At 66.1% G+C, this 26,284-nt stretch carries 24 protein-coding genes; 9 read left to right on the top strand and 15 right to left on the bottom strand.

The genetic code is table 11. The features are described from left to right. Positions 1-8 precede the first annotated feature (8 nt). Positions 9-236 (bottom strand): 50S ribosomal protein L31, encoded by a 228-nt coding sequence (rpmE, locus tag ACQR07_RS31175; RefSeq protein ID WP_015664357.1) that lies wholly within the window; start codon positions 234-236, stop codon positions 9-11. Positions 237-481: 245 nt separating this feature from the next. On the opposite strand from rpmE, the gene ACQR07_RS31170 reads away from it, so the two are divergent. After that, complete coding sequence (locus tag ACQR07_RS31170) at positions 482-2,341, top strand: ABC transporter ATP-binding protein/permease (RefSeq protein ID WP_434905900.1); 1,860 nt, start codon at positions 482-484, stop codon at positions 2,339-2,341. A 144-nt stretch (positions 2,342-2,485) separates the two neighbouring features. Next, entirely contained in the window at positions 2,486-2,686 is a 201-nt protein-coding gene (locus ACQR07_RS31165; RefSeq protein ID WP_008960499.1) for a hypothetical protein, read from the top strand. Between the two features lie 200 nt (positions 2,687-2,886). Here ACQR07_RS31165 and ACQR07_RS31160 read toward each other — a convergent pair whose 3' ends face one another. The 3 genes from ACQR07_RS31160 to ACQR07_RS31150 are packed head-to-tail and all read right to left on the bottom strand — an operon-like array spanning position 2,887 to position 5,391. Continuing rightward, positions 2,887-3,336 (bottom strand): GNAT family N-acetyltransferase, encoded by a 450-nt coding sequence (locus tag ACQR07_RS31160; RefSeq protein ID WP_434905899.1) that lies wholly within the window; start codon positions 3,334-3,336, stop codon positions 2,887-2,889. Then, the gene (locus tag ACQR07_RS31155) at positions 3,333-4,361 is read right to left on the bottom strand and encodes a peptidoglycan -binding protein (RefSeq protein ID WP_434905898.1); all 1,029 of its coding nucleotides are present in this window, start codon (positions 4,359-4,361) and stop codon (positions 3,333-3,335) included. Before ACQR07_RS31155 ends, ACQR07_RS31160 begins: the two co-directional genes overlap by 4 nt. Before the next feature lie 37 nt (positions 4,362-4,398). Beyond that, positions 4,399-5,391, bottom strand: a complete 993-nt coding sequence (locus tag ACQR07_RS31150) for a flagellar motor protein MotA (RefSeq protein WP_434905897.1) — start codon at positions 5,389-5,391, stop codon at positions 4,399-4,401. Positions 5,392-5,572: 181 nt separating this feature from the next. On the opposite strand from ACQR07_RS31150, the gene ACQR07_RS31145 reads away from it, so the two are divergent. From ACQR07_RS31145 to ACQR07_RS31130, 4 genes are all read left to right on the top strand, one after another. Next, on the top strand, positions 5,573-6,400 hold the full coding sequence (locus ACQR07_RS31145; RefSeq protein ID WP_434905896.1) for a DUF1295 domain-containing protein: 828 nt from the start codon (positions 5,573-5,575) through the stop codon (positions 6,398-6,400). 571 nt (positions 6,401-6,971) lie between these two features. After that, entirely contained in the window at positions 6,972-8,168 is a 1,197-nt protein-coding gene (locus tag ACQR07_RS31140) for an efflux RND transporter periplasmic adaptor subunit (RefSeq protein ID WP_434905895.1), read from the top strand. Between the two features lie 6 nt (positions 8,169-8,174). Further along, the gene (locus ACQR07_RS31135; protein WP_434905894.1) at positions 8,175-11,324 is read left to right on the top strand and encodes a multidrug efflux RND transporter permease subunit; all 3,150 of its coding nucleotides are present in this window, start codon (positions 8,175-8,177) and stop codon (positions 11,322-11,324) included. A gap of 383 nt (positions 11,325-11,707) precedes the next feature. Further along, positions 11,708-12,316 (top strand): outer membrane protein, encoded by a 609-nt coding sequence (locus ACQR07_RS31130; protein WP_434905893.1) that lies wholly within the window; start codon positions 11,708-11,710, stop codon positions 12,314-12,316. A gap of 249 nt (positions 12,317-12,565) precedes the next feature. Here the strand turns inward: ACQR07_RS31130 and ACQR07_RS31125 are convergent, their stop codons facing one another. The 11 genes from ACQR07_RS31125 to tkt all read right to left on the bottom strand — a co-directional run bounded on the left by ACQR07_RS31125 (position 12,566) and on the right by tkt (position 24,126). Beyond that, positions 12,566-13,357, bottom strand: a complete 792-nt coding sequence (locus tag ACQR07_RS31125; protein ID WP_434865699.1) for an inositol monophosphatase family protein — start codon at positions 13,355-13,357, stop codon at positions 12,566-12,568. Between the two features lie 141 nt (positions 13,358-13,498). After that, positions 13,499-14,584 (bottom strand): tetratricopeptide repeat protein, encoded by a 1,086-nt coding sequence (locus ACQR07_RS31120; protein WP_434905892.1) that lies wholly within the window; start codon positions 14,582-14,584, stop codon positions 13,499-13,501. 7 nt (positions 14,585-14,591) lie between these two features. Beyond that, positions 14,592-15,269 (bottom strand): thiamine phosphate synthase, encoded by a 678-nt coding sequence (locus ACQR07_RS31115; RefSeq protein ID WP_434905891.1) that lies wholly within the window; start codon positions 15,267-15,269, stop codon positions 14,592-14,594. Further along, positions 15,270-15,491, bottom strand: a complete 222-nt coding sequence (locus tag ACQR07_RS31110; RefSeq protein ID WP_434905890.1) for a hypothetical protein — start codon at positions 15,489-15,491, stop codon at positions 15,270-15,272. A 370-nt stretch (positions 15,492-15,861) separates the two neighbouring features. Then, positions 15,862-16,929, bottom strand: coding sequence for a class II fructose-bisphosphate aldolase (gene fba / locus ACQR07_RS31105; protein ID WP_434905889.1), 1,068 nt, complete (start codon positions 16,927-16,929; stop codon positions 15,862-15,864). Positions 16,930-17,125: 196 nt separating this feature from the next. Continuing rightward, the gene (locus ACQR07_RS31100; protein WP_434905888.1) at positions 17,126-17,395 is read right to left on the bottom strand and encodes a hypothetical protein; all 270 of its coding nucleotides are present in this window, start codon (positions 17,393-17,395) and stop codon (positions 17,126-17,128) included. A gap of 46 nt (positions 17,396-17,441) precedes the next feature. Then, on the bottom strand, positions 17,442-18,632 hold the full coding sequence (locus ACQR07_RS31095; protein ID WP_434905887.1) for a phosphoglycerate kinase: 1,191 nt from the start codon (positions 18,630-18,632) through the stop codon (positions 17,442-17,444). Between the two features lie 24 nt (positions 18,633-18,656). After that, a complete protein-coding gene (locus ACQR07_RS31090) occupies positions 18,657-18,797 on the bottom strand; it encodes a hypothetical protein (protein WP_434905886.1) in 141 nt (46 codons plus the stop codon). Between the two features lie 67 nt (positions 18,798-18,864). Then, on the bottom strand, positions 18,865-19,872 hold the full coding sequence (gene gap / locus ACQR07_RS31085) for a type I glyceraldehyde-3-phosphate dehydrogenase (protein WP_434905885.1): 1,008 nt from the start codon (positions 19,870-19,872) through the stop codon (positions 18,865-18,867). Between the two features lie 174 nt (positions 19,873-20,046). Then, entirely contained in the window at positions 20,047-21,897 is a 1,851-nt protein-coding gene (recQ, locus tag ACQR07_RS31080) for a DNA helicase RecQ (RefSeq protein ID WP_434905884.1), read from the bottom strand. Between the two features lie 243 nt (positions 21,898-22,140). Further along, complete coding sequence (gene tkt / locus ACQR07_RS31075; RefSeq protein ID WP_434905883.1) at positions 22,141-24,126, bottom strand: transketolase; 1,986 nt, start codon at positions 24,124-24,126, stop codon at positions 22,141-22,143. Between the two features lie 275 nt (positions 24,127-24,401). Here tkt and ACQR07_RS31070 point away from each other — a divergent pair, with 275 nt between their 5' ends. From ACQR07_RS31070 to ACQR07_RS31060, 3 genes are all read left to right on the top strand, one after another. Beyond that, positions 24,402-24,776 (top strand): DUF4164 domain-containing protein, encoded by a 375-nt coding sequence (locus tag ACQR07_RS31070; RefSeq protein ID WP_434905882.1) that lies wholly within the window; start codon positions 24,402-24,404, stop codon positions 24,774-24,776. After that, the gene (locus tag ACQR07_RS31065; protein ID WP_434905881.1) at positions 24,773-25,156 is read left to right on the top strand and encodes a cell division protein ZapA; all 384 of its coding nucleotides are present in this window, start codon (positions 24,773-24,775) and stop codon (positions 25,154-25,156) included. The genes ACQR07_RS31070 and ACQR07_RS31065 overlap by 4 nt, the downstream gene beginning before the upstream one ends. 535 nt (positions 25,157-25,691) lie before the next feature. Then, positions 25,692-26,207, top strand: coding sequence for a hypothetical protein (locus ACQR07_RS31060; RefSeq protein ID WP_434905880.1), 516 nt, complete (start codon positions 25,692-25,694; stop codon positions 26,205-26,207). Positions 26,208-26,284: the final 77 nt, after the last annotated feature.

The raw sequence follows: 26,284 nt of genomic DNA, 5'->3' as shown, positions 1-26,284 counted from the left end.
CGAAGGCATCAATCCTTCTTGAGGAAGCCCTGGAACTTCTTCTGGAAGCGCGACACGCGGCCGCCGCGATCCATGAGCTGCTGGGTGCCGCCGGTCCAGGCCGGGTGCGACTTGGGGTCGATGTCGAGGTTGAGCTTGTCGCCCTCTTTGCCCCAGGTCGAGCGGGTCTGGTACTCGGTGCCATCGGTCATCACGACCGTAATCGTATGATAATTCGGGTGAATGTCGGCTTTCATGGCAGTTCCTGCGGCGTGATGCGACGGCATGACGGGGCGCGGCCGCGCCTGATCCTGTCGTCACTGAAGGGGGACAATTGGCGCGCTCTATAGCCCAAGGTCCCGCCCAAAACAAGCCAAGGTCGCGAAACAAGCCAGGGCGCGCGCCGGCACCTTGGTATGTTACCGGATTTGCCAAGTCCGGTGCCGCAGGCCTATCAGAACGGCAGATTGGATGAATTCTCAGGTGGCCCCAAGGTGATCCCATGAGTGCAGTGGAACGGCTTGACGAGCGGCAGAGCGCTGCCCCCTCGGCGCAGGAGGCGGTGGAGGATGCCGTTGCCGCGGTCGAGGCGCTGACCGAGCCGGCGACGCCGGTCCGCCGCTCCAAGCTGCGTCCCCTGCTGGCGCTCGCACCCTATGTCGCGCGCTATCGCGGCCGCGCCGTTCTCGCGCTGATCTCGCTGACGGTCGCGGCACTGACGACCCTGCTGGTGCCGATCGCGGTCCGCCGCATGATCGATTTCGGCTTCACGCCGAAGGGAATCGAGCTGATCAACAGCTATTTCAGCGTCATGATCGCGGTGGTCGCCGTGCTCGCTCTGGCCAGCGCCGCTCGCTACTATCTGGTGATGACGATCGGCGAACGTATCGTCGCCGACATCCGCCGCGATGTGTTCGCGCATCTGATGTCGCTGTCGCCGTCGTTCTTCGATTCCGCGCGCTCCGGCGAGCTGGTGTCGCGGCTCACCGCCGACACGACGCAGATCAAGTCGGCCGCCGGCGCCTCGGTGTCGATCGCGCTGCGCAATCTGCTGCTGTTTCTCGGCGCTACGGCGATGATGGTGTTCACCAGCCCGAAGCTGTCCTTGTTCGTGCTGCTGGCAATTCCGCTGATCGTGCTGCCGCTGGTCGCATTCGGCCGCTGGGTCCGCCGCCTGTCGCGCAATGCGCAGGATACGCTGGCCGATGCCTCGGCCTATGCGTCCGAACTGGTCGGTGCGATCAGGACGGTGCAGGCCTATACCAGCGAGAAGCTCGCCGCGGGGCGCTTCGGCGGCGAGGTCGAGCAGGCCTATGAGGCGGCGCGGGTCTCGACCAAGGCGCGCGGCGTGCTCACCGCGATCATCATCTTCATCGTATTCTCCAGCGTGGTCGCGATCCTCTGGGTCGGATCGCACGACGTGCTGACCGGCAACATCAGCGCCGGCCGGCTCGGCCAGTTCGTGCTCTACGCGGCGTTCGCGGCGGCCGGGCTCGGCCAGCTCTCCGAGGTCTGGGGCGAAGTCTCGGCGGCCTCCGGCGCCGCCGAGCGGTTGTTCGAGCTGCTGCACGTGCAGCCGGAGATCACCGCACCGGCGCGGCCCGCGGCGCTGCCGGAGCCAGCGCGCGGCGACATCGGCTTCGACCGCGTCAGCTTCGCCTATCCGAGCCGTCCCGATGTCCGCGTGCTCGAGGAGGTGTCGTTTGCGATCCGTGCCGGCGAGAAGGTTGCGATCGTCGGCCCGTCCGGCGCGGGCAAGAGCACGCTGTTTCATCTATTGCTGCGGTTCTACGATCCGGCCTCCGGCGTGATCTCGGTCGATGGCGTGCCGGTGCGCTCCGCCGATCCGCGCAAGGTGCGCGAGCGCATGGCGCTGGTGCCGCAGGAATCCGTCGTGTTCGCCGCGAGCGCGCGCGAGAACATTCGCTTCGGCCGGCCCGAGGCGACCGATGCCGAGGTCGAGCGCGCCGCCGATCTCGCCCATGCCACCGAGTTCATCCGCCGGCTGCCGGAAGGTTTCGAGGCGCAGCTCGGCGAGCGCGGCGTCACGCTCTCGGGCGGCCAGCGCCAGCGCATCGCGATCGCGCGCGCCATCCTGCGCGATGCGCCGCTGCTCCTGCTGGACGAGGCGACCTCGGCGCTCGATGCCGAAAGCGAGACCCTGGTGCAGACCGCGCTCGAGGGCCTGATGAAGGACCGCACCACCTTGGTAATCGCGCATCGCCTCGCGACGGTGCTGTCCTGCGACCGCATCCTGGTCATGGATCGCGGCCGGATCGTCGAGCAGGGTACGCACAGCTCGCTGGTCGCCGCCAATGGCCTCTATGCACGGCTGGCGCGGCTGCAATTCGAGACCGTGTAGTTTGGGCAACAATGTGGGTTGCCGGCAACACTGCGAATTCTCAAGCCGGAGCCTGCAACCTTTCTCCAGCCTTGTACGTTCCCTGCCGGAACCGCGGGCACGCGACGATCTTGCGTGTGCCCGCTACCAACAGGAGCAACGGACATGCCCTATCGTCGTGGCAGTTTTGCCCTCACGCCCCCTTCTTTCGTGATCTTCGCCATCGCGCTCGTGCTCGCCTTGGTCGCGATGCTCGCCCACTACATGCACGCCTCGATCCCGCTATTGTCGACCGCGCACGCCTTCGACGCGCTGGCGATCGCCTTCGTGGTGCTGACCATCGGCGTGCTGTTTCGCGGGGTGTAGTTGCTGACAGCCACACACTCGGTGTCGCCCCTGCGAACGCAGGGGCCCATAACCCCGGTAGAATCTGTTGTGGGCAAATGCTCGCAACATCGTTCTTCGCAACAGTTCTGCTGCGGCGTATGGATCCCGGATCTGCCCTCGCTGCGCTCGGTTGTCCGGGACGACAGCGGTGGGTGTAGCTGCGGTGTGGGCTGTCAGCGTTAAGGCACCCACGCCATCCGCAGCACCGGACGGCCGGAGGTCGGGTTGACGTCCTCGCCGGCTTCGACGAAGCCGCTGCGCTTGTAGAAGCGGATGGCGCGGGCGTTGTCCTTGTTGACCAGCAGCGTGATGCCGCGAGGCGATCTCTGCTTTGCGGCATCGACCAATTGCGTCGCGAGTGGCGAGCCCCAGTGCTGCGGCGACACCACCAGCTGGTCGAGATAGCCTGATGCATCGATCGTGACGAAACCCGCGAGCTCGCCTTCACACTCTGCCACGATCACCTCGGCCTTCGGCACCAGCTCGCTGCGCCAGCGCTCACGCCACCACGGCACCCGTGCGGCGAAGTCGATTGCGGGATAGGCCAGCTGCCACGTCTCCTGCCACAGCGCGATCGCCGCGTCCTCGTCAGCGGCGCGATAGGGACGCAGAGCGACGGTCGACGTCACCGCTCCGTCAGCTTCAATTCGATGCGGCGATTGCGGCGGAAGGCTTCGTCGGTATTCGCGGTGTCGAGCGGCTGGAATTCGGCGAAGCCGGCGGCGACCAGGCGCTGGGCGGGAACGCCGAGCGAGATCATATACTGCACCACCGAGATCGCGCGCGCCGACGACAGCTCCCAGTTCGACTTGAACACCGGGCTGTTGATCGGCCTGACGTCGGTATGGCCGTCGACGCGCAGCACCCAGGAGATCTCGGCGGGAATCTGCTTGTCGAGATCGACCAGCGCCGTCGCCACCGAGTTCAGCTCCTGCTGGCCTTCCGGCAGCAGGGTGGCCTGTCCGGTGTCGAAGAACACCTCCGACTGGAACACGAAGCGGTCGCCGACGACGCGGATGTCGGGCCGGTTGCCGAGGATGGCGCGCAGCCGGCCGAAGAATTCCGAGCGGTAGCGCGTCAGCTCCTGCACCCGCTGCGCCAGCGCGACGTTGAGGCGGGAGCCGAGATCGGCGATGCGGCTCTGCGATTCCTTGTCGCGCTTCTCCGAGGCGTCGAGCGCATCTTCCAGCGCGGCGAGCTGACGGCGCAGCGCGCTGATCTGCTGGTTGAGCACCTCGATCTGCGCCAGGGCGCGGGCCGTGACCTGCTTCTCGGACTCGAGCGCCCGGTTGAGCTCGTTGGCGCGGCCGGTCGCATTGCTGCCGACATTGGCCAGGCCGTCGTAGAGGCCCTTGATCCGGTCACGCTCCGCCTCGGCATTGGAGAGGCCGGCGCGCAGCTGCGCGACCTGGTCGTCCAGAGACAGCTTGCCGAGCTTCTCCAGCGACAGCATCTCGTTGAGCTGCGCGATCTTGGCGTTCAGCTGCTCCAGCGCCTTGTCCTTGCCGGTGACCTCCTGCGACAGGAAGAACTGCACCACCAGGAACACGGTCAGCAGGAACACGATCGACAGCACCAGGGTCGACAGCGCGTCGACGAAGCCCGGCCAGTAGTTCAGGCCGGAGTCCCCCCGGCGGGATCGCGCAAGCGCCATCAGTGTCTCCTACTCGTCTCGGGGCTGTCGACGGCGGTCAACTCTTCTCCGTCTGCCGCGCCAGCCGTTCCAGCAGCCGCTTGATCTCGCGGTTCTGCTCGCCCTGGCCGTCGGCCCATTCGCGGATCATCTGCTGCTCGGTGCGCATGTGTCCGACCAGACCCTGGATGGCTTCAGCCAAATTGGCCATCGCCGCCGTCGCGCCGCGGGCCGAGCCTTCCTCCATGGCCGTCCGCAACCGCTCGACCGCGACCGCGAGGTCACCGCCGGCCCCCTCGCCGCCGGCGCCATATTCGCGCACGGTCCCGGCCAGCCAGTCCTCGAGGTCGGTGTAGAAGCGGTTCTGCGCCTGGCTCGACTGCAGGTCGAGGAAGCCCAGGATCAGCGAACCGGCAAGGCCGAACAGCGACGACGAGAACGAGATGCCCATGCCGCTGAGCGGCGCCGCAAGGCCGCCCTTGAGCGTGTCGAACAGCGCCCCCGCGTCGCCGCCGACCTTGAGCCCGTCGATCACCTTGCCGACCGAGCCGACCGTCTCGATCAGACCCCAGAAGGTGCCGAGCAGGCCGAGGAAGACCAGCAGGCCGGTCATGTAGCGCGAGATGTCGCGGGCCTCGTCCAGGCGGGTGGCAATCGAATCGAGCAGATGGCGCATCGTCTGCTGCGAGATCGACATCCGCCCGGTGCGCTCGCGGCCGAGAATGGCGGCCATCGGCGCCAGCAGCACGGGGTGGCGGGGCACCGCAAGGCCGGGATCGGCGATGCGGAAATTGTTCACCCAGGACACTTCCGGATACAGCCGCACGACCTGCCGGAAGGCCAGGATGACGCCGATCAGGAGCACCGCCCCGATCAGAGCGTTGAGGCCTGGATTGGCGAAGAACGCCATGATGATCTGCTTGTACAGCACGACGCCGACCAGGACGCACAGCACCAGGAAGACTAGCATTCGCACCAGGAAGATCCGGGGCGTGGACAGTTTGGTCGGTTCGACTGACATCGCGGAGCGGGAAGGGGAGCCTTGAGGCATTGTCGATGACATCCGTTGCGGGGGAACCGGTCCCGAAAATCCACTATGGCATAGCAGCGCCGGGAGAACAGCCGGGATCGGCGCACTCCCTTCCCTGCACGGAACCAGGGCTGAAACCGGCGGAGATCCGCGGCGTAGTTAGTCCCATCTCCATATTTAGCTGGAATGCCCGGGCTTTGTCATGACGATCGTTGATTATCTCGAGGCCCTGGCGGCGCTGGCGGTGGCGCTCTCCCTGCTGATGGCCAAGGCCTGGGTGCTGCAGCAGCGCACCGGGAATTCGGGCTGGGTCGACACGTTCTGGACATTTTCCGTCGGCCTGGTCGGGGCCTTCGGCGCGATCTGGCCCGTGGCCGGCATCCTTCCCGGCACGCGGCAATGGCTGGTCGCCGTGCTGGTCGCGGTCTGGGCGCTGCGCCTGGGCGGACATATCGTGCTGCGCAGCCGCGGCAGCGCCGACGACCCCCGCTACGCCGAGCTGACCCGGCAATGGGGCGATGCGGCGCCGTGGCGGATGTTCGTGTTCCTGCAGCAGCAGGCCTGGGGGGCGATCCCGCTGGTGTTTGCGGTGTTCGTCGCCGCCCACGCGCCGGCCCCAGAGCTCCGCCTGCAGGACTATCTGGGTATCCTCGTGCTCGTCCTGGGCATCGCCGGGGAGGCGGTCGCCGACGCGCAGCTCAAGGCCTTCCGCCGTGATCCAGCGAACAAGGGCAAGGTCTGTGATGTCGGCCTGTGGCGCTGGTCGCGGCACCCCAACTACTTCTTCGAGTGGGTGTGCTGGCTGTCCTATCCCGTCATCGCGCTGTCAGCGGATCATCCCTGGGGCCTGGCCAGCCTGCTTGCGCCGCTGATGATGTACTGGTTCCTGGTTCACGTCACGGGCATTCCGCCGCTCGAGGAGCACATGCTGCGCTCGCGCGGCGAGCGCTACCGGGCCTACCAGGCGCGTACGAGCATGTTCTTTCCGCTGCCGAGCCGGTTCCTGCTCTCCTCGAAGCGGGTCACATAGTCAGGAAAGCCCCGGCCAAGACGGCAAGATTCAGCCCGCGATCCGGTACGCATAACGAGGGATCTGATCGTCGATCCCGAACGAAGTAGATCACCGCACCAAGTCGAGCTGTGTCGCCCTTTGTCTCTGCCTATGCGGCGGGTTCGTGAGTTGGCTCCGACCGCCAGCAGGTGGATGATTCGAATCTTCGTTGGCTGTTAGGACCGAGCTGGACTGAGCGAGTTTGTAGATCTTCAGAGCCGGATCTTTGTAGTTGCTCGCGGGATCAAATGCCGCCGACGATAAGGTCCAATGGTGTGGCAGGACGTCACAGGTCCTGGCGAGATCCAAATTCGAACTCCGTGGTCACGCTCCTGAACTCATCGCCACAATGCGCTCACAATCCGGTGAATCAGAAAAATGCCTGTTCTTTCAGTCCTATAGGTTCGTGTGACATCTGGCCGCCCGGTTCCGCGTTGCGTCGCACCACTTGCCTTCTATGTTGGCCAGCAACACGGGTGCCAGAAAGGCGCCATGACCGGGCCATCCGGTCGACCGCTTTTCATCATCATCGAGGGGGCTTTCCTACCCAATGTCTCGTTTCCGTGCGCCGCTGGTCGGCAGTGCCTTGATGCTCGCGGCGGCCGTGCCGCTTCTGGCCGGCTGTAACGAAGCAACCCAAGCTCAGGCCTCCGCCAACGACCAGATCGTCGTTCCCGACGTCGGCATCATCACGGTTGAGCAGAAGTCGCGGGCGATCGTCCGCGAGCTGCCCGGCCGCATCGCGCCGACCCGCGTCTCCGACGTGCGGCCGCGCGTGTCCGGCATCATCGTCGAGCGGCTGTTCCGCCAGGGCAGCGAGGTCAAGGCGGGCGATCCGCTCTATCGCATCGATCCGAAGCCGTTCGAGGTGGAGATCATGTCGAGCCGCGCCGCTCTGGCCAAGGCCGAAGCGGTGCATGAGCGCGCCGTGCAGCAGGCGAACCGCATCGCGCAGCTGTTCAAGGAGCGCGCGGCGCCGGCCGTCGAGAACGAGAAGGCGATCTCTGGGGAGCGCGAGGCCGCGGCCGACATCGAGGCCCGTAAGGCCGATCTCGCCCGTGCCCAGCTCAATCTGGACTACGCGACCGTCCGCGCGCCGATCGATGGTATCGTCGGCGCCGCCCAGGTCAGCGAGGGCGCCATCGCGGTCCAGAACGAGACGTCGCTGGTCACCATCCAGCAGCTCGATCCGATCTATGCCGACTTCACCCAGTCGGTGAGCGAGCTCAACCGGCTCCGCCGCGCCTTCGAGTCCGGCGATCTCGATCAGATCGCGCCGGACGCGATCAAGGTCCGGCTCGTGCTCGACGACGGCACGCCCTATTCGATCCCGGGCAAGTTGCTGTTCTCCGACGCCAAGGTCGATGCCGCGACCGGCCAGGTGACCTTGCGCGGCGAGTTCGCCAATCCCAAGCGTGAGCTGCTGCCCGGCATGTATGTGCGTGTCCGCATCGAGCAGGGCATCGACAGCGACTCGGTCGCGGTGCCGCAGCAGGCGGTGCAGCGCAACGCCGCCGGCGGCTCCGAGGTCTATGTCATTCGCGACGATCATCGCGCGATCACGCGCCCGATCCGCACCGGCCCGGTGCAGGACGGCCTGGTGCTGATCACCGACGGGCTGCGTGCCGGCGACAAGGTCGTGGTCGACGGCTTCCAGAAGTTCGCCGCGGGCGACAAGGTCGCGCCGCAGGCCTGGACCGAGGTCAGCGTCGCGACCCAGCTCGAAACCAAGTCAGCATCGCGGTAAGTCCTGATGCCGAGCTTCTTCATCGACAGGCCGATCTTTGCCTGGGTCGTCGCGCTGTTCATCTGTCTGATCGGCGTGATCGCGATCCCGCTGCTGGCGGTGGCGCAGTATCCGATCATCGCGCCGCCCTCGATCTCGATCTCCACCAGCTATCCCGGCGCCTCGCCGGAGAATCTCTACAACAGCGTCACGCGGCTGATCGAGGAGGAGCTCAACGGCGCCTCAGGCATTCTCAACTTCGAATCGACCAGCGACTCGCTCGGCCAGGTCGAGATCACTGCCAACTTCGTGCCGGGCACGTCGACAAACGACGCCTCGGTGGAGGTGCAGAACCGCTTGAAGCGCGTCGAGGCGCGGCTGCCGCGGGCGGTAATCCAGCAGGGCATCCTGGTCGAGGAAGCCTCGGCCGCGGTGCTGCAGATCATCACCCTCAAGTCGACCGACGGCAGCCTCGACGAGGTCGGCCTCGGCGACTTCATGATCCGCAACGTGCTCGGTGAAATCAGGCGCATTCCCGGCGTCGGTCGCGCCACGCTGTATTCGACCGAGCGCTCGCTGCGCGTCTGGCTCGATCCGGCCAAGCTGATCGGCTACGGCCTCACCGCCGACGACGTCACCAAGGCGATCGGCGCGCAGAACGCCCAGGTCGCCTCCGGCAGCATCGGCGCAGAGCCGGCGACGACCGTGCAGCGCACCTCGGCGCTGGTGCTGGTCAAGGGCCAGCTCGATTCCCCGGACGAGTTCGGATCGATCATCCTGCGCGCCAATGCTGACGGGTCGACGGTGCGGCTGCGCGACGTCGCCCGCATCGAGATCGGCGGCCTGAGCTATCAGTTCAACACCCGCCTGAACGGCAAGCCGACCGCCGGTCTCTCCGTGCTGCTGTCGCCGACCGGCAACGCGCTGGCGACCGCAAGCGCGGTCGAGGCCAAGATGAAGGAGCTGTCGCGCTTCTTCCCGTCCACCATCGCCTATGAGATTCCCTACGACATCACGCCGGTGGTCAAGGCCTCGATCAAGCGCGTGCTGATGACGCTGGTCGAAGCCGTGGTGCTGGTGTTCGTGGTGATGTTCCTGTTCCTGCAGAACATCCGCTACACGATCATCCCGACCATCGTGGTACCAGTGGCGCTGCTCGGCACCTGCGCCACGCTGATGCTGGTCGGCTACTCCATCAACATGCTGACGATGTTCGGCATGGTGCTCGCGGTCGGTATCCTGGTCGACGACGCCATCGTCGTGGTCGAGAACGTCGAGCGCATCATGACCGAGGAGGGGCTGTCGCCGAAGGAGGCGACGCGCAAGGCGATGGGCCAGATCACCGGCGCCATCATCGGCATCACGCTGGTGCTGATGGCAGTGTTCGTGCCGATGGCGTTCTTCCCCGGATCGGTCGGCATCATCTACCGGCAGTTCTCGGTCACCATGGTCGCGGCGATCGGTTTCTCGGCGTTGCTCGCGCTGTCGCTCACGCCGGCGCTGTGCGCGACCCTGCTGAAGCCGGTGCAGGCCGGTCATGGCCACGCCAAGAAGGGCGTGTTCGGCTGGTTCAACCGCTTCATGGACGGAAGCCGCAACCGCTACACCGGCGTGGTCGGCGCTTCGCTGAAGCGCACCGGACGGCTGATGCTGATCTACGCAATCTTCATCGTCGGCCTGTCGTGGGCGTTCATCCAGTTGCCCGGTGGCTTCCTGCCGGTCGACGACCAGGGCTTCATCACGACCGACGTGCAGACGCCGGCGGATTCGTCCTATGCACGGACGCAGGCGGCCGTCGAGGCGGTGGAGAAATATCTGGCGAAGCGCGCTGGGATCGAGGACGTCACCTTCCTCACCGGTTTCAGCTATGCCGGCCAGGGCGTCAACACCGCGCAGGCGTTCATCTCGCTGAAGGACTGGTCGGAGCGCGGCAAGAACGACAGCGCAGCCGCGCTGGTCGCCGACATCAACCGCGATCTCGCCGGCCTGCGCGATGCCAAGATCACGGCGCTGCAGCCGCCGCCGATCGACAATCTCGGCAACTCTTCCGGCTTCAGCTTCCGCCTGCAGGACCGCGGCCAGAAAGGCTACGCCGCGCTCGTCGCGGCCGCCGACCAGCTGATCGCGGAGGCCAATGCCAGCCCGGTGCTGCAGAAGGTCTACATCGAGGGCCTGCCGCAGGGCCCGCAGGTCAACCTGATGATCGACCGCGAGAAGGCGAGCGCGTTCGGCGTCACCTTCGAGGACATCAACAACACGATCTCGACCAATCTCGGATCCAACTACGTCAACGACTTCCCGAACCGCGGCCGCATGCAGCGCGTCGTGGTGCAGGCCGACCGCATCAGCCGCATGAACGCGGACGACATCCTCAACTACAGCGTCAAGAACGCCAAGGGACAGCTGGTGCCGTTCTCGTCGTTCGCGACCATCCAGTGGGCCAAGGGACCGAGCCAGATTGCCGGCTTCAACTACTATCCGGCGATCCGCATCTCCGGCGAGGCGAGGCCTGGCTTCACCTCGGGCGACGCGCTCAACGAGATGGAGCGGCTCGCCGGCAAGCTGCCGCGCGGCTTCGGCTATGAATGGACCGGCCAGTCGCTGCAGGAGAAGCTGTCGGGCTCGCAGGCGCCGCTGCTGCTGGGATTGTCGGCGCTGGTCGTGTTCCTGTGCCTCGCTGCGCTTTATGAGAGCTGGACGATTCCGCTCGCCGTCCTGCTGACGGTGCCGCTCGGCATCCTCGGCGCCGTGGTCGCGGCCAATCTGCGCGGCCTGTCCAACGACGTATACTTCACGGTGGCGCTGATCACGATCATCGGCCTCGCGGCGAAGGACGCCATCCTGATCATCGAGTTCGCCAAGGATCTGCGTGCCCACGGAAAGCCGCTGGTCGCGGCGACCATCGAGGCTTGCTCGCTGCGCTTCCGCCCGATCATCATGACCGGCCTCGCCTTCGTCTGCGGCGTGCTGCCGATGTCGATCGCGACAGGCGCCGGCGGCGCCAGCCAGCAGGCGCTCGGCACCAACGTGATGGGCGGCATGATCGCGGTCGTGATCCTGGCGCTGCTGATGGTGCCGGTGTTCTTCGTCTCCGTGCAGCGCGTGCTCGCCGGCGATCGCGAGAAGGCGCCGGCGCAGGCGGAGGCTTATGGGCCGCCGGCGCCAGTGAAGTCGTAGACGGTCACGATTGCGATCACGATGACTCGCTCGACCTTTTGAGCCGCAATCCCACCGCGCTGTCGGTGCGCTCCCCTCCCCCACTTGCGGGGAGGGGTCGGGGGTGGGGGCCCCGATTCCGCTCGACTTAATGGAATCCGTTCCAAGCTCACAACGCGCGGTTCATTTGCGCTTAGCTCGAACACAAGATTCGACGTTCATTCATGTCCGCTAGGAGGGCGTGCAATCCACGAACGTCAGCGCCCGTGGACCCCCACCCCCGACCCCTCCCCGCAAGTGGGGGAGGGGAGCGCACCGGCCGAGTGGCGTGGACGGAGCCTCACCTCGTGACTGGAGTTCGACGCTCGGTGCGTGTATGATTTGCCGACACGTGACGGGTACGCATGTCGATGGTCTTTCGCAAATCTGCTCTCGTATTCGCGCTTGCTGGTCTTTGCCTCGGTGCTCCAGCTGCTCGCGCCCAGTCAGGCCCGGTGCAGTATTGGCTGCCGGGCTGGCCGATCGGGTTCAGCACCGATCCGGGCGTTGTCCAGAGCCTGGATTCCTACGGCAACGTCCCGAGCTTCACGACGAGCGGCAGCAACGCCGGCTTCTTCTCGCGCAGCTACAGCGTCACCAACAACTGGTCGAGCCTCTCGGGTGTCGGTCTGAGCTCGAACATCGTCAACCGCTATGGCTCGCTCGGCAGCTACACCACCCAGGGCGCGCAATACGGCTACACGTTCAAGAACGGCGTCAGCTTCTATGGCGGCTTCGATACGCTGAAATTCAATCCCGGCGTCGGCGGGCCGTTCGCGACGTTCGATTCGCGCTCCACCTCGACGCCCGCCTACGCCATCAATGGCGGCGTCGAGTTCAAGCCGAGCTCCAACGTCAGCCTGTCGCTCGGCTTCAGTTATGCCGGCCAGTCATCGAGCCGCGTCGATAGCGACATCAACTCGCCGGCGCTGCCCGGCGAGACGCCGCAGGCGTTCACCAGCGGCCGCAGATAGCCTTCACCCAATAAAGCTCAGCCGCCGACCACACCTTCGGCGTCGTCCCGGACAAGCGCGCGGCACGCGCGCGCCGATCCGGGATCCATAACCCCAGGGAGATGTGTGAGGCACGCTGGTCGACGAGTGCTGCCTGGCCACGGCCGCCGGTGGCTAAGGGTCCCGACTCGAGGCCGGGACGACACCGTGGGTGAGGCGCGAGTTGTGGCAACGCCATTCACGAAGGTTAAACGCGATGGCGCGAATTGACTACGCCGCCGCCTTCAGCACCTTCACCAGCTCGCGGTGGATGATCTCGTTGCCGCAGATGACGTGTCCCGTGGCCAGCGCGTCTTCCTTGCCGTCGATGCCGGAGACGGTGCCGCCGGCCTCGCGCACCATGATCATGCCCGCCGCGATGTCCCAGGGCTGCAGGTCGCGCTCCCAGAAGGCATCGAAGCGGCCGGCGGCGACGAAGGCGAGGTCGAGCGAGGCGGCGCCGAAGCGGCGCAGGCCCGCGACCTTGACCTGCAGCGCGGTCATCTCGCGCAGGAACAGCTGATGGTCGCCGCGGCCGATATGCGGCAGGCCGCAGGCGATGACGCATTCGTGCAGCTGTTTGCGGGCTGCGACACGCAGCCGCTGATCGTTGAGGAACGCGCCCTTGCCGCGCTCGGCGATGTACAGCTCGTCATTGGCCGGATTGTAGATCACGCCGGCGATCACGGTGTCCTCGCGCTGGAGCGCGATCGAGATCGCGAATTGCGGGATGCCGTGCAGGAAGTTGGTGGTGCCGTCGAGCGGATCGACGATCCAGGTGTGCGACTTGTCGCTGCCTTCCCGCTTGCCGCCTTCCTCGCCAAGGAAGCCGTAGCCCGGACGGGCCTTGGAGAGGTCCTCGTAGAGCATCTCCTCGGCCTTCTTGTCGGCGCGGGAGACAAAGTTCGCCGGTCCCTTCAGCGACACCTGCAGGTGCTCGATCTCGCCGAGATCGCGCTTGAGGTTGCGGCCGGCCCGGCGCGCGGCCTTGACCATGACATTGATGAGGGCGGAATGAATCATATGCTCGATGCGCTGGGCTGACCGCACCTTGCGGTGCGCGCCTCGCCCGGAAGCGGGGGAGGCGGGTGAAAATGGCTGGTTGTGGGTGCCCTGAAGGGGCCGCCGCGTCAAGGCCGGATCAGGCGCCGGCCGATGTCGCGGTTACCTGATGGTGCCGAGCCAGCGCTTGGCCGCCTGCTCGCCCTTGGCGCGGTCCTCGGGCGGCATGTCGGCGAACTTCTCGTCGAGCTTGGGGTCGCCCTTGCCGGCGGTCTTGGCCACCAGGTGCCACTTGTACGCCTCGACTTTGTCCATTGGCGTGGCAATGCCGTACAGCAGCACCCAGGCCAGCCGGTTCTGGGCCAACGGGCTGTTCTGCCGGGCGGCCCTGCGCAGCAGCGATATTGCCGCCGGCTGGTCCTTCGGGACGCCGGTGCCGTTGAACAGCGCAATGGCGTATTCGACCTCGGCGTCGATATTGTCGGCGATCGCGGCCGCCTGCAGCAGCCGGGCGGCCTTCTCCAGATCCTTCGGCACGCCGGTTCCCTCCTTGTAGAAGGTTGCCAGCGCGTATTGCGCCTCGGCATTGCCGGCCTCCGCCGCCAGGCGCAACAGCTCGGCCGAGCGCCGCAGATCCTGCGGGAACGTCTGGCCGTCGAGATAGAGCAGAGCGAGATTATAGGCGGCCTTGGGCTCGCCGAGCTTGGCAGCGGACGCCAGCAGCTTCACCGCCTCCAGCTTGTCGACCGGGCCGCCGCGTCCTGCCAGCCGCATCATCGCCAGCGCGAACATCGCCTCGCGGTCGCCGGCCTCGGCGGCACGCTTGTACCAGATTGCCGCCTTCTCATAGTCACGCCGAATGCCCTGGGCGTTTTCATAGAGCTGCCCGAGCATCGCCATCGCCTTGGGATCGCCGGCCTGCGCGCGGGGCGTCGCCAGGTCGAACGCGGTCTTATACTGGCCGCGCTGATAGGCGCCGTAAACCAGGTCCACATTGGCGGCCGGTGGCGGCGCCGGTGCCGGTGCCGGTGCCGGGGGAGCCGGCTTGGCGGCTGGGGCAGGAGCCGGCTTCTTGGCGGCCACCGGTGGGGCCGGGGGCTTCGGCCTCTCAGCCGGTCGTTCGGCGGGTTTCGGCTTGTCGGCCGGCGGCTGCTGCTGGGCGGGAGGCGTCAATGAGATCTGCGCGCGTGCGCTCGGCGTCGCCATTGCGAGCGCAGCCACGAGACATGTCAGGCGCCGGATCGTCATGCGTCGTTCAGCTCTGTGCCGCCGTGACGGCAGGGGCCGCCGCATGGACCTGGCGCAGCGCCGCGCCGATCTCAGCGAGGGCCGTGGCCGGGCCGCGTTCGTCGTTCCAGACGAGGTCGTCGACGAGCACGAAATCGGCGCCTGCAGCGACGAAGTCGGCAGCCTCCTTCAGCGAGATCGCATAGCCGACGCAAGGCGGCTCGAACAGTTCGGCCCACCAGGCGAGGCGCTCGTTGACGGCGTCGGGGGACGGGCGGCGTCCCTGCGCATCGCGTTCGCCGAACAGCACATAGTCGGCACCGAGTTCGCCCGCGCGCATCGAGTCATGCCGCGTCGACAGGCCGCCGCTGCCGGCGATGCGATCCGGCTTCAAGCCGGGCATGGCCTCCTCCAGTGCGGCGATACCGGTCAGATGTGCGCCATCCGCACCGGCGCGAGCGACAATGTCGGGATGGCCGTCGATCAGCAGCGCCGCGCCGGTGTTCTGGATCGCCGGCGCGAGCGTCTTGACCGTCGTGATCATGCTGCGCGGATCGCTCTCCTTGAGCCGCACCAGCACCGCGGCGACGTCGGCGCTGGCGAGGATCGCGGGCAGGCTGGCGGCGAGCGCCGCCGCGTCGGTCACGATCGGCGTCGCCAGATAGAGGCGCGGCTCGGGCCGCGCTGAAGTCGTCTTGCCGGACACTTATGCCGCCTTCTCGTCGCGCCGCGTCACCACGTAGCGGCAAATCATGTCATTGTCGATGCAGTGAGGCACGGCATGCCATCGGTTGCGGCGTGCGCCCTGCGGGTAGTACGTGATGCGATGATCCGCAAGCCCGGCGAGCCGCGTGGTTCGGTCAGCGGCGTAGCCCAGGCCGGGTACCACCGCGGCAACGGCAACAGCGTTGAGTGCGAAGATGTCCATCATCTGCTCCAGACGGCACCTGCCCTGCCGGTCAAACTAGACGGTTCTCAGGCGGTTGCCGAGCAAACATTGGTCGCAGCTGAGGCAGCCTCTCGCAGAGGTGAATGGGACGTTGATGGTGAGCACCCTGTCACCGCGCCGGCAGTCGGCTCCCCTCCGCCTCGAAACAATACAGAGATAGGAGGCTGTCGCGACGAACGATCCTGCCAGTTAGTTACTCCGTCATGCCCGGGCTCGTCCCGGGCATCCACGTCAGACTCAGGGTGCCGAACGACGTGGATGGCCGGGACAAGCCCGGCCATGACGACGTGGAGACAGGCGAGCCCAAGACTCCGATCGTCAACTGCGATAGCCCTGCAAAGGGGGCGGCTCACGCCACCTTCGGATCGAGCTCGCCCTTGGCGTAGCGCTTGGCCATTTCGGCGGTCGTCAGCACGCGCTTGATCTTGCCGGCCTGGCCTGCGGTGTTGAACTCCTCGAAGCGCTGCTTGCAGAGCTTGGTCATCGCCTCCATGGCCGGCTTCAGGTACTTGCGCGGATCGAACTCTTCGGGGTGCTGCGACAGCACCTTGCGGATCTGGCCGGTCATCGCCATGCGGTTGTCGGTGTCGATGTTGATCTTGCGCACGCCGTTCTTGATGCCGCGCTGAATCTCCGCGACCGGCACGCCCCAGGTCGGCTTCATCTTGCCGCCGAAGGAGTTGATGATCTCCTGCAGGTCCTGCGGCACCGACGACGAGCCGTGCATGACGAGATGCGTGTTCGGCAGCTTGCGGTGAATCTCCTCGATCACGTTCATGGCGAGGATGTCGCCGTCCGGCTTGCGGGTGAACTTGTAGGCGCCATGCGAGGTGCCCATCGCGATCGCCAGCGCGTCGACCTGGGTCGCCTGCACGAACTTCACCGCCTCGTCGGGATTGGTCAGCAGCTGGTCATGCGACAGCTTGCCCTCGGCGCCGTGGCCGTCCTCCTTGTCGCCCATGCCGGTCTCGAGCGAGCCGAGCACGCCGAGCTCGCCCTCGACCGAGATGCCGCCGAGATGCGCCATGGTGGCGACCGTCTTGGTGACGCCGACATTGTAGTCCCAGTCGGCCGGGGTCTTGCCGTCGGCCTTGAGCGAGCCGTCCATCATCACCGAGGTGAAGCCGGACTGGATCGCGGTCATGCAGGTGTCGGCGCCGTTGCCGTGGTCAAGATGCACGCAGATCGGGATCTGCGGATAGATCTCGGTCAGCGCATCCATCATGTGCTTGAGCATGATGTCGTTGGCGTAGGCGCGGGCGCCGCGCGAGGCCTGGATGATCACCGGGGCCTCAGTGGAGCTCGCCGCCTCCATGATCGCCAGCGCCTGCTCCATGTTGTTGATGTTGAACGCCGGGACGCCGTAATCGTGCTCCGCCGCGTGATCGAGCAATTGACGCAAGGTAATGCGGGCCATGGCTGGAACTCCCTGATCAAGAATTGGACGGTGCGGCGGCTGACGCACGCGCCGAAACTGCTGCACCGTGCATAACGCGGTGAGGGGCGGAATCCAAGGGTGGCAGCGACGCAGGCGGCGTGAGGGTGCGATCAGGCACTGTTTAGGTTAGCAGACGGAGCGACAGCCGTTGGCTCACGACCTCGTAGGCGCCAGCTCAGGTCTTCCTGGCTTCGAGAGCCGCGATCCGCTCCTCGACCGCGCTGACCCGCTCGTCGAAGTCGCTGGCCGCCGCGCGCATCATAACCAGCATGCCCGCAGAATCGCGACGCTGCTTGCGGATCAGAGTCTCCAGGCTGTCGAGCCGCGTCTCAGTCGATTGCCTAAACGAGCCAAGCTCAGATCGAAACTCACCCCGGAGCGCAACAATGCTTTCCTGAATTTTGATCAGGATCGAATGGACGGCGTCTGTCGGGGTGTCAGCCATGAATGGAACATAACGGAAACATCCATGGCTGACAAGCGTTCCAATATCAGGCTTTCAGCACCTCGACGCCCGGCAGCGGCTTGCCTTCCATCCATTCCAGGAAGGCGCCGCCGGCGGTCGAGACGTAGCTGAAATCGCCGGCCACGCCAGCCTGATTGAGCGCCGCAACGGTATCGCCGCCGCCGGCCACCGAGGTCAGCTTCTTGGCCTTGGTGCGCTCCGCCGCGTGCTTGGCGGCGACCATGGTGCCGCGGTCGAACGGGTTCAGCTCGAACGCGCCGAGCGGGCCGTTCCACACCAGGGTTGCGGCGTCGTCGATCGCCGAATGGATGCGCGCGGTCGATTGCGGGCCGACGTCGAGGATCATGCTGTCGGGCGGGATCGCGTCGAGGCCGTAGGCGAACGACGGCGAGTTGGCCGCGAAGTGATAGGAGACAGTCGCGTCCACCGGCAGGATGATGGCGCAGTTCGCGGCTTCCGCTTTTTCCATGATCCGCAGCGCGGTGGCGGCGAGATCCTTCTCGGCCAGCGACTTGCCGATCTGCACGCCCTGGGCATGCAGGAAGGTGTTGGCCATGCCGCCGCCGATCACCAGCGCGTCGACCTTCGACACGAGGTTTTCCAGCAGGTCGATCTTGGTCGAGACCTTGGCGCCGCCGACGATGGCGATGACCGGCTTGGCCGGGCGGCCCAGCGCCTTGTCGAGCGCGTCGAGCTCGGCCTGCATGGTGCGGCCGGCATAGGCCGGCAGCTTGTGGCCGAGGCCTTCGGTCGAGGCATGGGCGCGGTGGGCGGCGGAGAAGGCGTCGTTGACCCAGATGTCGCCGAGCTTGGCGAGCTCGGCGACGAAGGCCGGATCGTTCTTCTCCTCTTCCTTGTGGAAGCGGGTGTTCTCCAGGCACAGCACGTCGCCGTCCTTCATCGCGGCGATCGCGTTTGCAGCAGGCTCACCGATGCAGTCCTCGGCGAACGCGACCGGACGCTTGATCACTTGCGCCAGCGCTGCTGCGACCGGCTTCAGCGACTCCTTCGGGTCGCGGCCCTTGGGCCGGCCGAAATGAGCGAGCAGGATGACCTTGCCGCCCTTGCTCGCGAGCTCATTGATGGTCGGCGCAACGCGCTCCAGGCGCGTCGCATCCGTCACGTGGCCGTTCTCCATGGGCACGTTGAGATCGACGCGCAGCAGCACGCGCTTGCCCTTGGGATCGACGTCGTCGAGGGTGCGGAATTGTTTCATGTCATGCTCGCTTGTTGGCCGACATCACGAGGGGCCCGGGGGCTGATGCTCTGGCGGGTTGCCCTCTTGTTGGGACGTCACCTTCCGCCCTTGGCGAAACCCGTAGACGATGATCCCGATCAGCAGGATCACGCCGGGAATTCCGAGCCAGTGCGGAAGGGTCATGATGTTTGCTCAGCAGTCATTCCGGGTTCGCCTCTGCGAGGCGCCCCGGAATGACTGAGAGAGTTAGTTACAGCAGCTTGCCCATCGCGACGGCCGTGTCGGCCATGCGGTTGGAGAAGCCCCACTCGTTGTCGTACCAGGACATCACGCGCACGAGGTTGCCGTTCATGACCTTGGTCTGGTCCATGTGGAACGTCGAGGAGTGCGGGTCGTGGTTGAAGTCGATCGAGACGTTCGGCGCGTTGGTGTAGCCGAGCACGCCCTTGAGCTCCTGCTCGGCGGCGCGCTTGATCGCCTCGTTGATCTCCTTCGGATCGGTGTTGCGCTTGGCGACGATCTTGAGATCGACCACCGAGACGTTCGGCGTCGGCACGCGGATCGCGACGCCGTCGAGCTTGCCCTTGAGCTCCGGCAGCACCAGGCCGATTGCCTTGGCGGCACCGGTCGAGGTCGGGATCATCGACATCGCCGCCGCGCGGCCGCGATAGAGATCCTTGTGCATCGTGTCGAGCGTCGGCTGGTCGCCGGTGTAGGCGTGGATCGTGGTCATGAAGCCGGTCTCGATGCCCACGGTGTCGTTCAACACCTTGGCGACCGGCGCCAGGCAGTTCGTGGTGCACGAGCCGTTGGAGACGACGAGGTGATCCTTCGTCAGCGAGGTGTGGTTGACGCCGTAGACGATGGTGGCGTCGGCGCCGTCGGCCGGGGCCGAGACCAGCACGCGCTTGGCGCCGGCGGTCAGATGCGCGGAGGCCTTGTCCTTGGCGGTGAAGATGCCGGTGCATTCCAGCGCGATGTCGACGCCGAGGTCCTTCCACGGCAGCTTCGACGGATCACGCTCGGCGGTGACCTTGATCTTGCCCTGGCCGATGTCGATGGTGTCGCCGTCGACGGTCACGGTGTGCGGGAAGCGGCCGTGCACGCTGTCGAAGCGCAGCAGGTGGGCGTTGGTCTCGACCGGGCCGAGATCGTTGATGCCGACCACCACGATGTCCTTGCGGCCCGATTCCGCGATGGCGCGCAGCACGTTGCGGCCGATGCGGCCAAACCCGTTGATCCCGACCCGGACTGCCATTTTCGTCTCCTTCAATGACGTTTCTCATCCCCGTCTGCGTCCTCCTTTGGAAGGGCGCCACGAGGGTTTTGGAACTAATGCCGACCGGTTCTGCCGGACGGGAGCGGACGATAAGGCCCTTTTGGTAGACCTTTTTTGCGCCGATCTCAACCGTCTGGTGGCGATTCTGCTGATTTAGGACCGCGCCGCTGCTATCAGCGCCAGCAGCTCGTCGCCATAGTGCTCGAGCTTCTTGTCACCGATCCCTGGTATATCACGCAGCTGGCCGAGCGTCGCCGGGCGGGCGCTGGCGATGCCGTCGATGGTGGCGTCGTGCAGCACCACGTAGGCTGGTACGCCACGCTTGCGCGCAATCTCCGAGCGCCACGCTCGCAGGCTGGCAAGCAGGTTGGCATCACCAGCTGCAGCCGGCCGCGCCACCAGCTCGCCGCGCCGTGATTTGCTGCGGATCGCGCGTGCGGCGCCAGCCGTCTGCTCGCGGAGCATCACCGGAATCTCGCCCTTCAATACGGCCCGCGAGGTGTCTGTGAACTTCAGCGCACCATAGGCTTCGCTGTCCGGCGCCAGATGTCCCATTGCCACCAGCTGGCGCAAGGCCGCGCGCCATTGCTTCTCATTGAGCTCGCGGCCGATGCCGAACACCGACAATTGATCGTGTCCGAACTGCTTGACGCGCTCGGTCGCGCGCCCGACCAGCACGTCGATCAGATGCATGGCGCCGAAGCGCTGGCCGGTGCGATAGGCACATGACAACAGCTTCTGCGCGATCACCTTGCCATCGTGCATTTTCGGCGGCGACACGCAGTTGTCACAATTGCCGCAGTTCTCGCCGGCCGGCGTCTCGCCGAAATAGCTCAGTAACAGCTTGCGCCGGCAGCCGGCCGTCTCTGCCAGTGCGACCAGCGCGTCGAGCTTGCGGATCGACATCCGCTTGAACGCCTCGGCGCCGGTGGACTTGTCGATCATCCGGCGCTGCTGCACAATGTCGGAGAGGCCATAGGCCATCCACGCGGTCGAGGGCTTGCCGTCGCGCCCGGCGCGCCCCGTCTCCTGATAGTAGGCCTCGATGCTCTTCGGCAGATCGAGATGCGCGACGAAGCGCACGTCGGGCTTGTCGATGCCCATGCCGAAAGCGACGGTCGCCACGACCACCACGCCGTCCTCGTTGATGAAGCGGTCCTGGTTGCGTGAGCGCACGCCCGGGTCGAGTCCGGCGTGATAGGGGATCGCTGTGATGCCGGCCTCGTTCAGCGCCGCCGCGGTGTCCTCGACCTTGGCGCGCGACAGGCAGTAGACGACGCCGGCGTCGCCCGCATGGCGCTCCTTGATGAAGGCCTTGAGCTGCGCGGGGCCGTTGTGCTTGTCGACGATCTCATAGCGGATGTTGGGACGGTCGAAGCTCGCGACGAATTGCGGCGCGTCGGTCAGGCTGAGCCGCTCGGCGATCTCCTTGCGGGTCAGCTCGTCGGCGGTCGCGGTCAGCGCGATGCGCGGCACGTCGGGGAAGCGCTCGGCAATGATCGAGAGGCCGATATATTCAGGCCTGAAATCGTGCCCCCATTGCGACACACAATGCGCCTCGTCGATCGCGAACAGCGCGATATCAGCGCGCTCCAAGAGCGACAGGCAGCGCGGCGTCACCAGCCGTTCGGGCGCGACGTAGAGCAGATCGAGATCGCCGACGATCAAGCGTCGTTCGACCTCGTCAGCTTCCTCGCGCGACAATGTGGAGTTCAGCACCGCGGCATTGACGCCAGCCTCGATCAGGCCGGCGACCTGGTCGCGCATCAGCGCGATCAGCGGCGACACCACGATGCCGCAGCCTTTGCGCAGCAGCGCCGGCAGCTGATAGCACAGCGACTTGCCGCCGCCCGTCGGCATCAGCACCAAGCAATTGCCGCCCTCGGCGACATGCCGGACCACCTTCTCCTGCGCGCCGCGGAAGCCCGGTAGCCCGAATACGGAATGCAGCACCGCCAGCGCGCGATCGGCCGTATCGGTCGTGGCGTTGGGGGCTGAGGGCATGGGCTGTGCGGAAGCTTCCGAAGGTCAGGCGAACCGGCGCGTCAAGCCGCGCCTGTTCTCGTATTGTCCACTTCTCGGCGCGTCATAGTCAATGCCGCTCCTCACCCTGAGGAGCCCGCCGCAGGCGGGCGTCTCGAAGGGCGAGGCCCGAACTCTGGCCTCACGGTTCGAGACGGCGCTGCGCGCCTCTCACCATGAGGGTCGAGATCTGAGGCTGACGATGCAGCCGCTGAGGCAGAACGCTCAGCCCAGCCGCTTAACGGCCGCGTCCACCGCGGCTTCGGCGGTGATGCCGAAATGCTTGTAGAGCTCCTTGGCCGGGCCGCTCTCGCCGAACGAGTGCATACCGACGAAGATGCCGTCCTGGCCGATCACGGCGTCCCAGCCCCAACGCACCGCGGCCTCGATGGCGATCTTGACCGGCGCGTGGCCGATGATCTTCGCCTTGGCCTCGGCCGGCTGCTCCAGCAGCAGCTCGAGCGAGGGCACCGAGACGACGCGCGCGGCGATGCCGCGCTCGGCGAGCTGCTTCTGCGCGGCGACCGCGATCTCGACCTCGGAGCCGGTCGCGAACAGCGACACCTTGGCCTCGCCTTGGGCTGCGACCAGCTCATAGCCGCCCTTGCTGCAGGGATTGTCCGATGGTGCCGAGGTGCGCAGCTGCGGCAGGTTCTGCCGCGTCAGCGCCAGCACGGTCGGGCCGTTGGTGCGGTTGAGCGCCAGCTCCCAGCACTCCGCGGTCTCGACCGCATCGGCCGGGCGGAACACGCGCATGTTCGGGATCGCGCGCAGCGCCGCGAGATGCTCGACCGGCTGGTGCGTCGGGCCATCCTCGCCGAGGCCGATGGAGTCGTGGGTCATCACGTAGACCACGCCGGCGCCCATCAAGGCCGACAGCCGCATCGCGCCGCGCGCGTAGTCCGAGAACACCAGGAAGGTGGCGCCGTTCGGCGCGAAGCCGCCATGCAGGAAGATGCCGTTCATGCACGCCGCCATGCCGTGCTCGCGGATGCCGTAATGGATGAAGCGGCCCTTCGGCGTCTTGGCCGAGAACGAGGTGGCCGACTTCGCCTTGTTGTTGTTGGAGCCGGTGAGGTCGGCGGAGCCAGCCACGAACTCGAACGGCATCGCCGCGGCGATCACCTCGATCGCGGCCTCCGACGACTTGCGGGTGGCGATGTTGAGCGGGTTTTCCAGCAGCGCCTTCTTGTGATCCTTCAGCGCCTTCGAAAGCGCCGCGGGACGCTCATGGCGCAGGCGGCGTTCGAACTCCGCCCGTTTGCGCGGGCCCATTTCGCCGAGCCGCGTCTCCCATTCGGCACGCGCGGCCGCGCCACGGCGGCCGGCCTCGCGCCAGGCGGCAAGCACGTCATCGGGCACAGAGAACGGCTCCTGCGAGAGGCCGAGCTTCTCCTTGGCGCCCTTCAGCTCCTCGGCGCCGAGCGCCTCGCCATGCACCTTGGAGGTGCCGGCCTTGGTCGGCGCGCCGTAGCCGATCGTGGTCTTGCAGGCGATCAGCGACGGCCTGGAGGATTTCTGCGCGCGGGCGACCGCCGCGGCGATCGCCTCCGGGTCATGGCCGTCGATCAGCTCGGCGGCCCAGCCGGCCGACTTGAAGCGCTTCACCTGGTCGACCGAGTCGGCGATCGACAGCGGGCCGTCGATCGAGATGCCGTTGTCGTCCCACAGCACGATCAGCTTGTTGAGCTTCCAGTGCCCGGCCATCGCGATCGCTTCCTGGGAGATGCCCTCCATCAGGTCGCCGTCGGAGGCCAGCACGTAGGTGTGGTGGTCGACGATCTTCTTGCCGTACTCCGCCTGCAGCATCTTCTCGGCCAGCGCCATGCCGACCGCGGTCGAGATGCCCTGGCCGAGCGGGCCGGTGGTGGTCTCGATGCCCTTGGTGCGGAAATTCTCCGGATGGCCGGGGGTCAGCGAATCGACCTGGCGGAAGCGCTTGATCTGGTCGAGCGTCATCTCCTCGTTGCCGGTCAAATACAAAAGCGCATAGAGCAGCATCGAGCCGTGGCCGGCCGACAGCACGAAGCGGTCGCGGTCCGGCCAGGCGGGCGCTGCGGCATCGTATTTCAGCACGCGGGTGAACAGCACCGTGGCGACGTCGGCGGCGCCCATCGGCAGGCCGGGATGGCCCGATTTCGCCTTCTCGACGGCATCCATTGCGAGCGCGCGGATGGCATTGGCCATGCGGGAATGTTCGACCTGCGTCATGCTGGAATCCGTCCAAACGTGAAGTGCTGCTGACTGGGGAAGCCGCCGGTTCTGGGCTGGCGGACCGGGATTTTGCGGGCTGATTAGCACCTCGGTTCCGGGAATCAAAGGCAATGCAACGCCTCCAGACGCCCAAAAGTTGCTTAGTAGTGCATAGTTTCGGCCAAGCGTTGCACTCGGCTCGCCCAACACGTAAGATTTTGCCCATAAACGCTTGCCGGACAGCGGCTTTTGTCGCATCTCCGGGGGCGGTGGAAGGGCCTCGCATCCGCATCATGAACGATCACCCTGCCAATCTAGCCGGTCAGGTGGAACCCGGCGCTGCCGATCTGGAGGCGGCGACGCGGCGACTCATGACGGCGCTCGACGCGCTGGAGAGCGCGGTCGAGCGGCGGCGCGAGGCGGATCGTGACGAGGACGAACTGGCGACGCGGATCCAGGCGCTCGGCGCCGACCGCTCGCGCCTCGCCGACGAGCTCGACGGTTCGCTGATGAAGACGCGCCGGCTCGAGCGCACCAATCGCGAGATCGCCGAACGCCTCGATGCCGCGATCGGCACCATCCGCGCCGTGCTCAATGGCGGCGAGCAGGACGGTGCGGAAGGTGATGCTGAAGACGACGAGCATGACGACGACGAGGATGACGAATGAGCCACATCAACGTCACCATCAACGGCCGCCAATATCGTATGGCCTGCGAGGAGGGCCAGGAGCTCAGGCTGCTGAAGCTCGCCGAGAATCTGGAGACGCGCATCACCAATCTGCGCGGCAAGTTCGGCGAGATCGGTGATGCCAGGCTCACCGTGATGGCCGCGCTCACCGTCTGCGACGAACTGATCGACGCCAACCAGCGCGTGCAGATGCTGGAGCAGGAGCTCGACAGCCTGCGCAACGTCCGCAGCCAGTCCGCCGACCGCGCCCGCGCCACCCAGGTCGCCGTCGCCAAGGCCCTGAACGCCGCCGCCGAACGCATCGAGCGCACCACGCAGGTGCTGAACCGCACGATCGGCGGCGGCGTGGCGATCGGGTGATGTCATTCAAGCGCGAAGGCGTTCATGCGATCGCAATGTTAGCTTGCTGCCGGCGTTTGAGCGTGTTGCACGTTTGGCGAGCCCGCTGTCTCAAAAACGGTGTCGTCCCGGCCTTGAGCCGGGACCCATACCGCGTGATCTCTCGGTTGGGCAGGTGGCCGACATCGATCGCAACAACAACCAGCGGTAGTTGCAGGGCCCTGCGTTCTCAGGGACGACGGCGGTAGGCTTGGCGACGGCTTCGGTCTAAGTCATGCTTGCGAGTCCGTAAGAGTGGCCAAAGGCGCGCATTGAACCAGGATGCTTTGTGATCTGACTCTTTGTCGTCGGTGTAGATGCGCGTGAGCGTCAGATGACCTGTCGAGCCCTGATCCTGTTGCTGGTGGTGCTGACGCTTTCGACCGGCCATGCCGCCGCGCAGGGCGGCGCAGCTCCAGCGCCTGCGAGCTGCGGCACGATCGGCGAGTAAAAATGGGGAGACAAGGAGGCAGCCTGCCTGCGCGAGCTGCGCGGCCGTGTCAGCCGCAAGGGCGAGGTGCTCACCATCCGGCTCGAGAACGGCAAGCCGAAGACCTACAAGAACGATCAGAAGGCATGCGACAGCGACGACGCGCAGCATTGCATCAGCTACATCCTGATTGGCTATCATCCGGAGTCGCGGGTCTACGCGATCGGCATTTTCTACTATGAAGGCAGCAGCGTGGAGCTGCTCAGCGCGCGCACCGGCGCGACGCTGGGGCTGCGAGGCATTCCCTACTTCACGCCGGATGGCTCCCGCTTCGTCGCGATCGACAATGACGAGGCCTATGGCGGCGAGCACGCGTTATCGATCGGCTCTGCCATGAATGGCGAGCTGTCCTTACAGTGGGAATCTCCGCCGCCGAATCTGCCGCGGGAGTGGAGATTCGAGCGCTGGGTCGACAATGATCATGTCGCGATGCAGGTGTTTCCCGTCGACGGCGCGCACAAGTGCCCGGTAGACGACTGCAAGGCGTTTCTGGTGCGCTATGGTGACGGCTGGATCGTCCGGCCGTCGCCCCTGCCATGGTAGGCCGTAGAGCCCGTGAGCCAATTGAGTTTTTGGGCTCATTGATGGCGAAGATTGTGACAGCCGCAGGATGACCGTGC

Origin of the sequence: Bradyrhizobium sp. HKCCYLS20291 (assembly GCF_051167715.1) — a bacterium.
Classification (GTDB): Bacteria; Pseudomonadota; Alphaproteobacteria; order Rhizobiales; family Xanthobacteraceae; genus Bradyrhizobium.
This window is presented reverse-complemented; position numbering and strand designations above follow the sequence as displayed.

What these genes read in the sequence shown, in the direction of transcription:
- ACQR07_RS31140 (WP_434905895.1), top strand. Translation starts at nt 6,972, where the DNA reads ATGTCTCGTTTCCGTGCGCCGCTGGTCGGCAGTGCCTTGATGCTCGCG.
- rpmE (WP_015664357.1), bottom strand. Translation starts at nt 236, where the DNA reads ATGAAAGCCGACATTCACCCGAATTATCATACGATTACGGTCGTGATG.
- ACQR07_RS31135 (WP_434905894.1), top strand. Translation starts at nt 8,175, where the DNA reads ATGCCGAGCTTCTTCATCGACAGGCCGATCTTTGCCTGGGTCGTCGCG.
- ACQR07_RS31170 (WP_434905900.1), top strand. Translation starts at nt 482, where the DNA reads ATGAGTGCAGTGGAACGGCTTGACGAGCGGCAGAGCGCTGCCCCCTCG.
- ACQR07_RS31150 (WP_434905897.1), bottom strand. Translation starts at nt 5,391, where the DNA reads ATGCCTCAAGGCTCCCCTTCCCGCTCCGCGATGTCAGTCGAACCGACC.
- ACQR07_RS31090 (WP_434905886.1), bottom strand. Translation starts at nt 18,797, where the DNA reads ATGACCCTTCCGCACTGGCTCGGAATTCCCGGCGTGATCCTGCTGATC.
- tkt (WP_434905883.1), bottom strand. Translation starts at nt 24,126, where the DNA reads ATGACGCAGGTCGAACATTCCCGCATGGCCAATGCCATCCGCGCGCTC.
- fba (WP_434905889.1), bottom strand. Translation starts at nt 16,929, where the DNA reads ATGGCCCGCATTACCTTGCGTCAATTGCTCGATCACGCGGCGGAGCAC.
- ACQR07_RS31100 (WP_434905888.1), bottom strand. Translation starts at nt 17,395, where the DNA reads ATGGCTGACACCCCGACAGACGCCGTCCATTCGATCCTGATCAAAATT.
- ACQR07_RS31155 (WP_434905898.1), bottom strand. Translation starts at nt 4,361, where the DNA reads ATGGCGCTTGCGCGATCCCGCCGGGGGGACTCCGGCCTGAACTACTGG.
- ACQR07_RS31070 (WP_434905882.1), top strand. Translation starts at nt 24,402, where the DNA reads ATGAACGATCACCCTGCCAATCTAGCCGGTCAGGTGGAACCCGGCGCT.
- ACQR07_RS31065 (WP_434905881.1), top strand. Translation starts at nt 24,773, where the DNA reads ATGAGCCACATCAACGTCACCATCAACGGCCGCCAATATCGTATGGCC.
- ACQR07_RS31110 (WP_434905890.1), bottom strand. Translation starts at nt 15,491, where the DNA reads ATGGACATCTTCGCACTCAACGCTGTTGCCGTTGCCGCGGTGGTACCC.
- recQ (WP_434905884.1), bottom strand. Translation starts at nt 21,897, where the DNA reads ATGCCCTCAGCCCCCAACGCCACGACCGATACGGCCGATCGCGCGCTG.
- ACQR07_RS31120 (WP_434905892.1), bottom strand. Translation starts at nt 14,584, where the DNA reads ATGACGATCCGGCGCCTGACATGTCTCGTGGCTGCGCTCGCAATGGCG.
- ACQR07_RS31145 (WP_434905896.1), top strand. Translation starts at nt 5,573, where the DNA reads ATGACGATCGTTGATTATCTCGAGGCCCTGGCGGCGCTGGCGGTGGCG.
- ACQR07_RS31125 (WP_434865699.1), bottom strand. Translation starts at nt 13,357, where the DNA reads ATGATTCATTCCGCCCTCATCAATGTCATGGTCAAGGCCGCGCGCCGG.
- gap (WP_434905885.1), bottom strand. Translation starts at nt 19,872, where the DNA reads ATGGCAGTCCGGGTCGGGATCAACGGGTTTGGCCGCATCGGCCGCAAC.
- ACQR07_RS31130 (WP_434905893.1), top strand. Translation starts at nt 11,708, where the DNA reads ATGTCGATGGTCTTTCGCAAATCTGCTCTCGTATTCGCGCTTGCTGGT.
- ACQR07_RS31165 (WP_008960499.1), top strand. Translation starts at nt 2,486, where the DNA reads ATGCCCTATCGTCGTGGCAGTTTTGCCCTCACGCCCCCTTCTTTCGTG.
- ACQR07_RS31095 (WP_434905887.1), bottom strand. Translation starts at nt 18,632, where the DNA reads ATGAAACAATTCCGCACCCTCGACGACGTCGATCCCAAGGGCAAGCGC.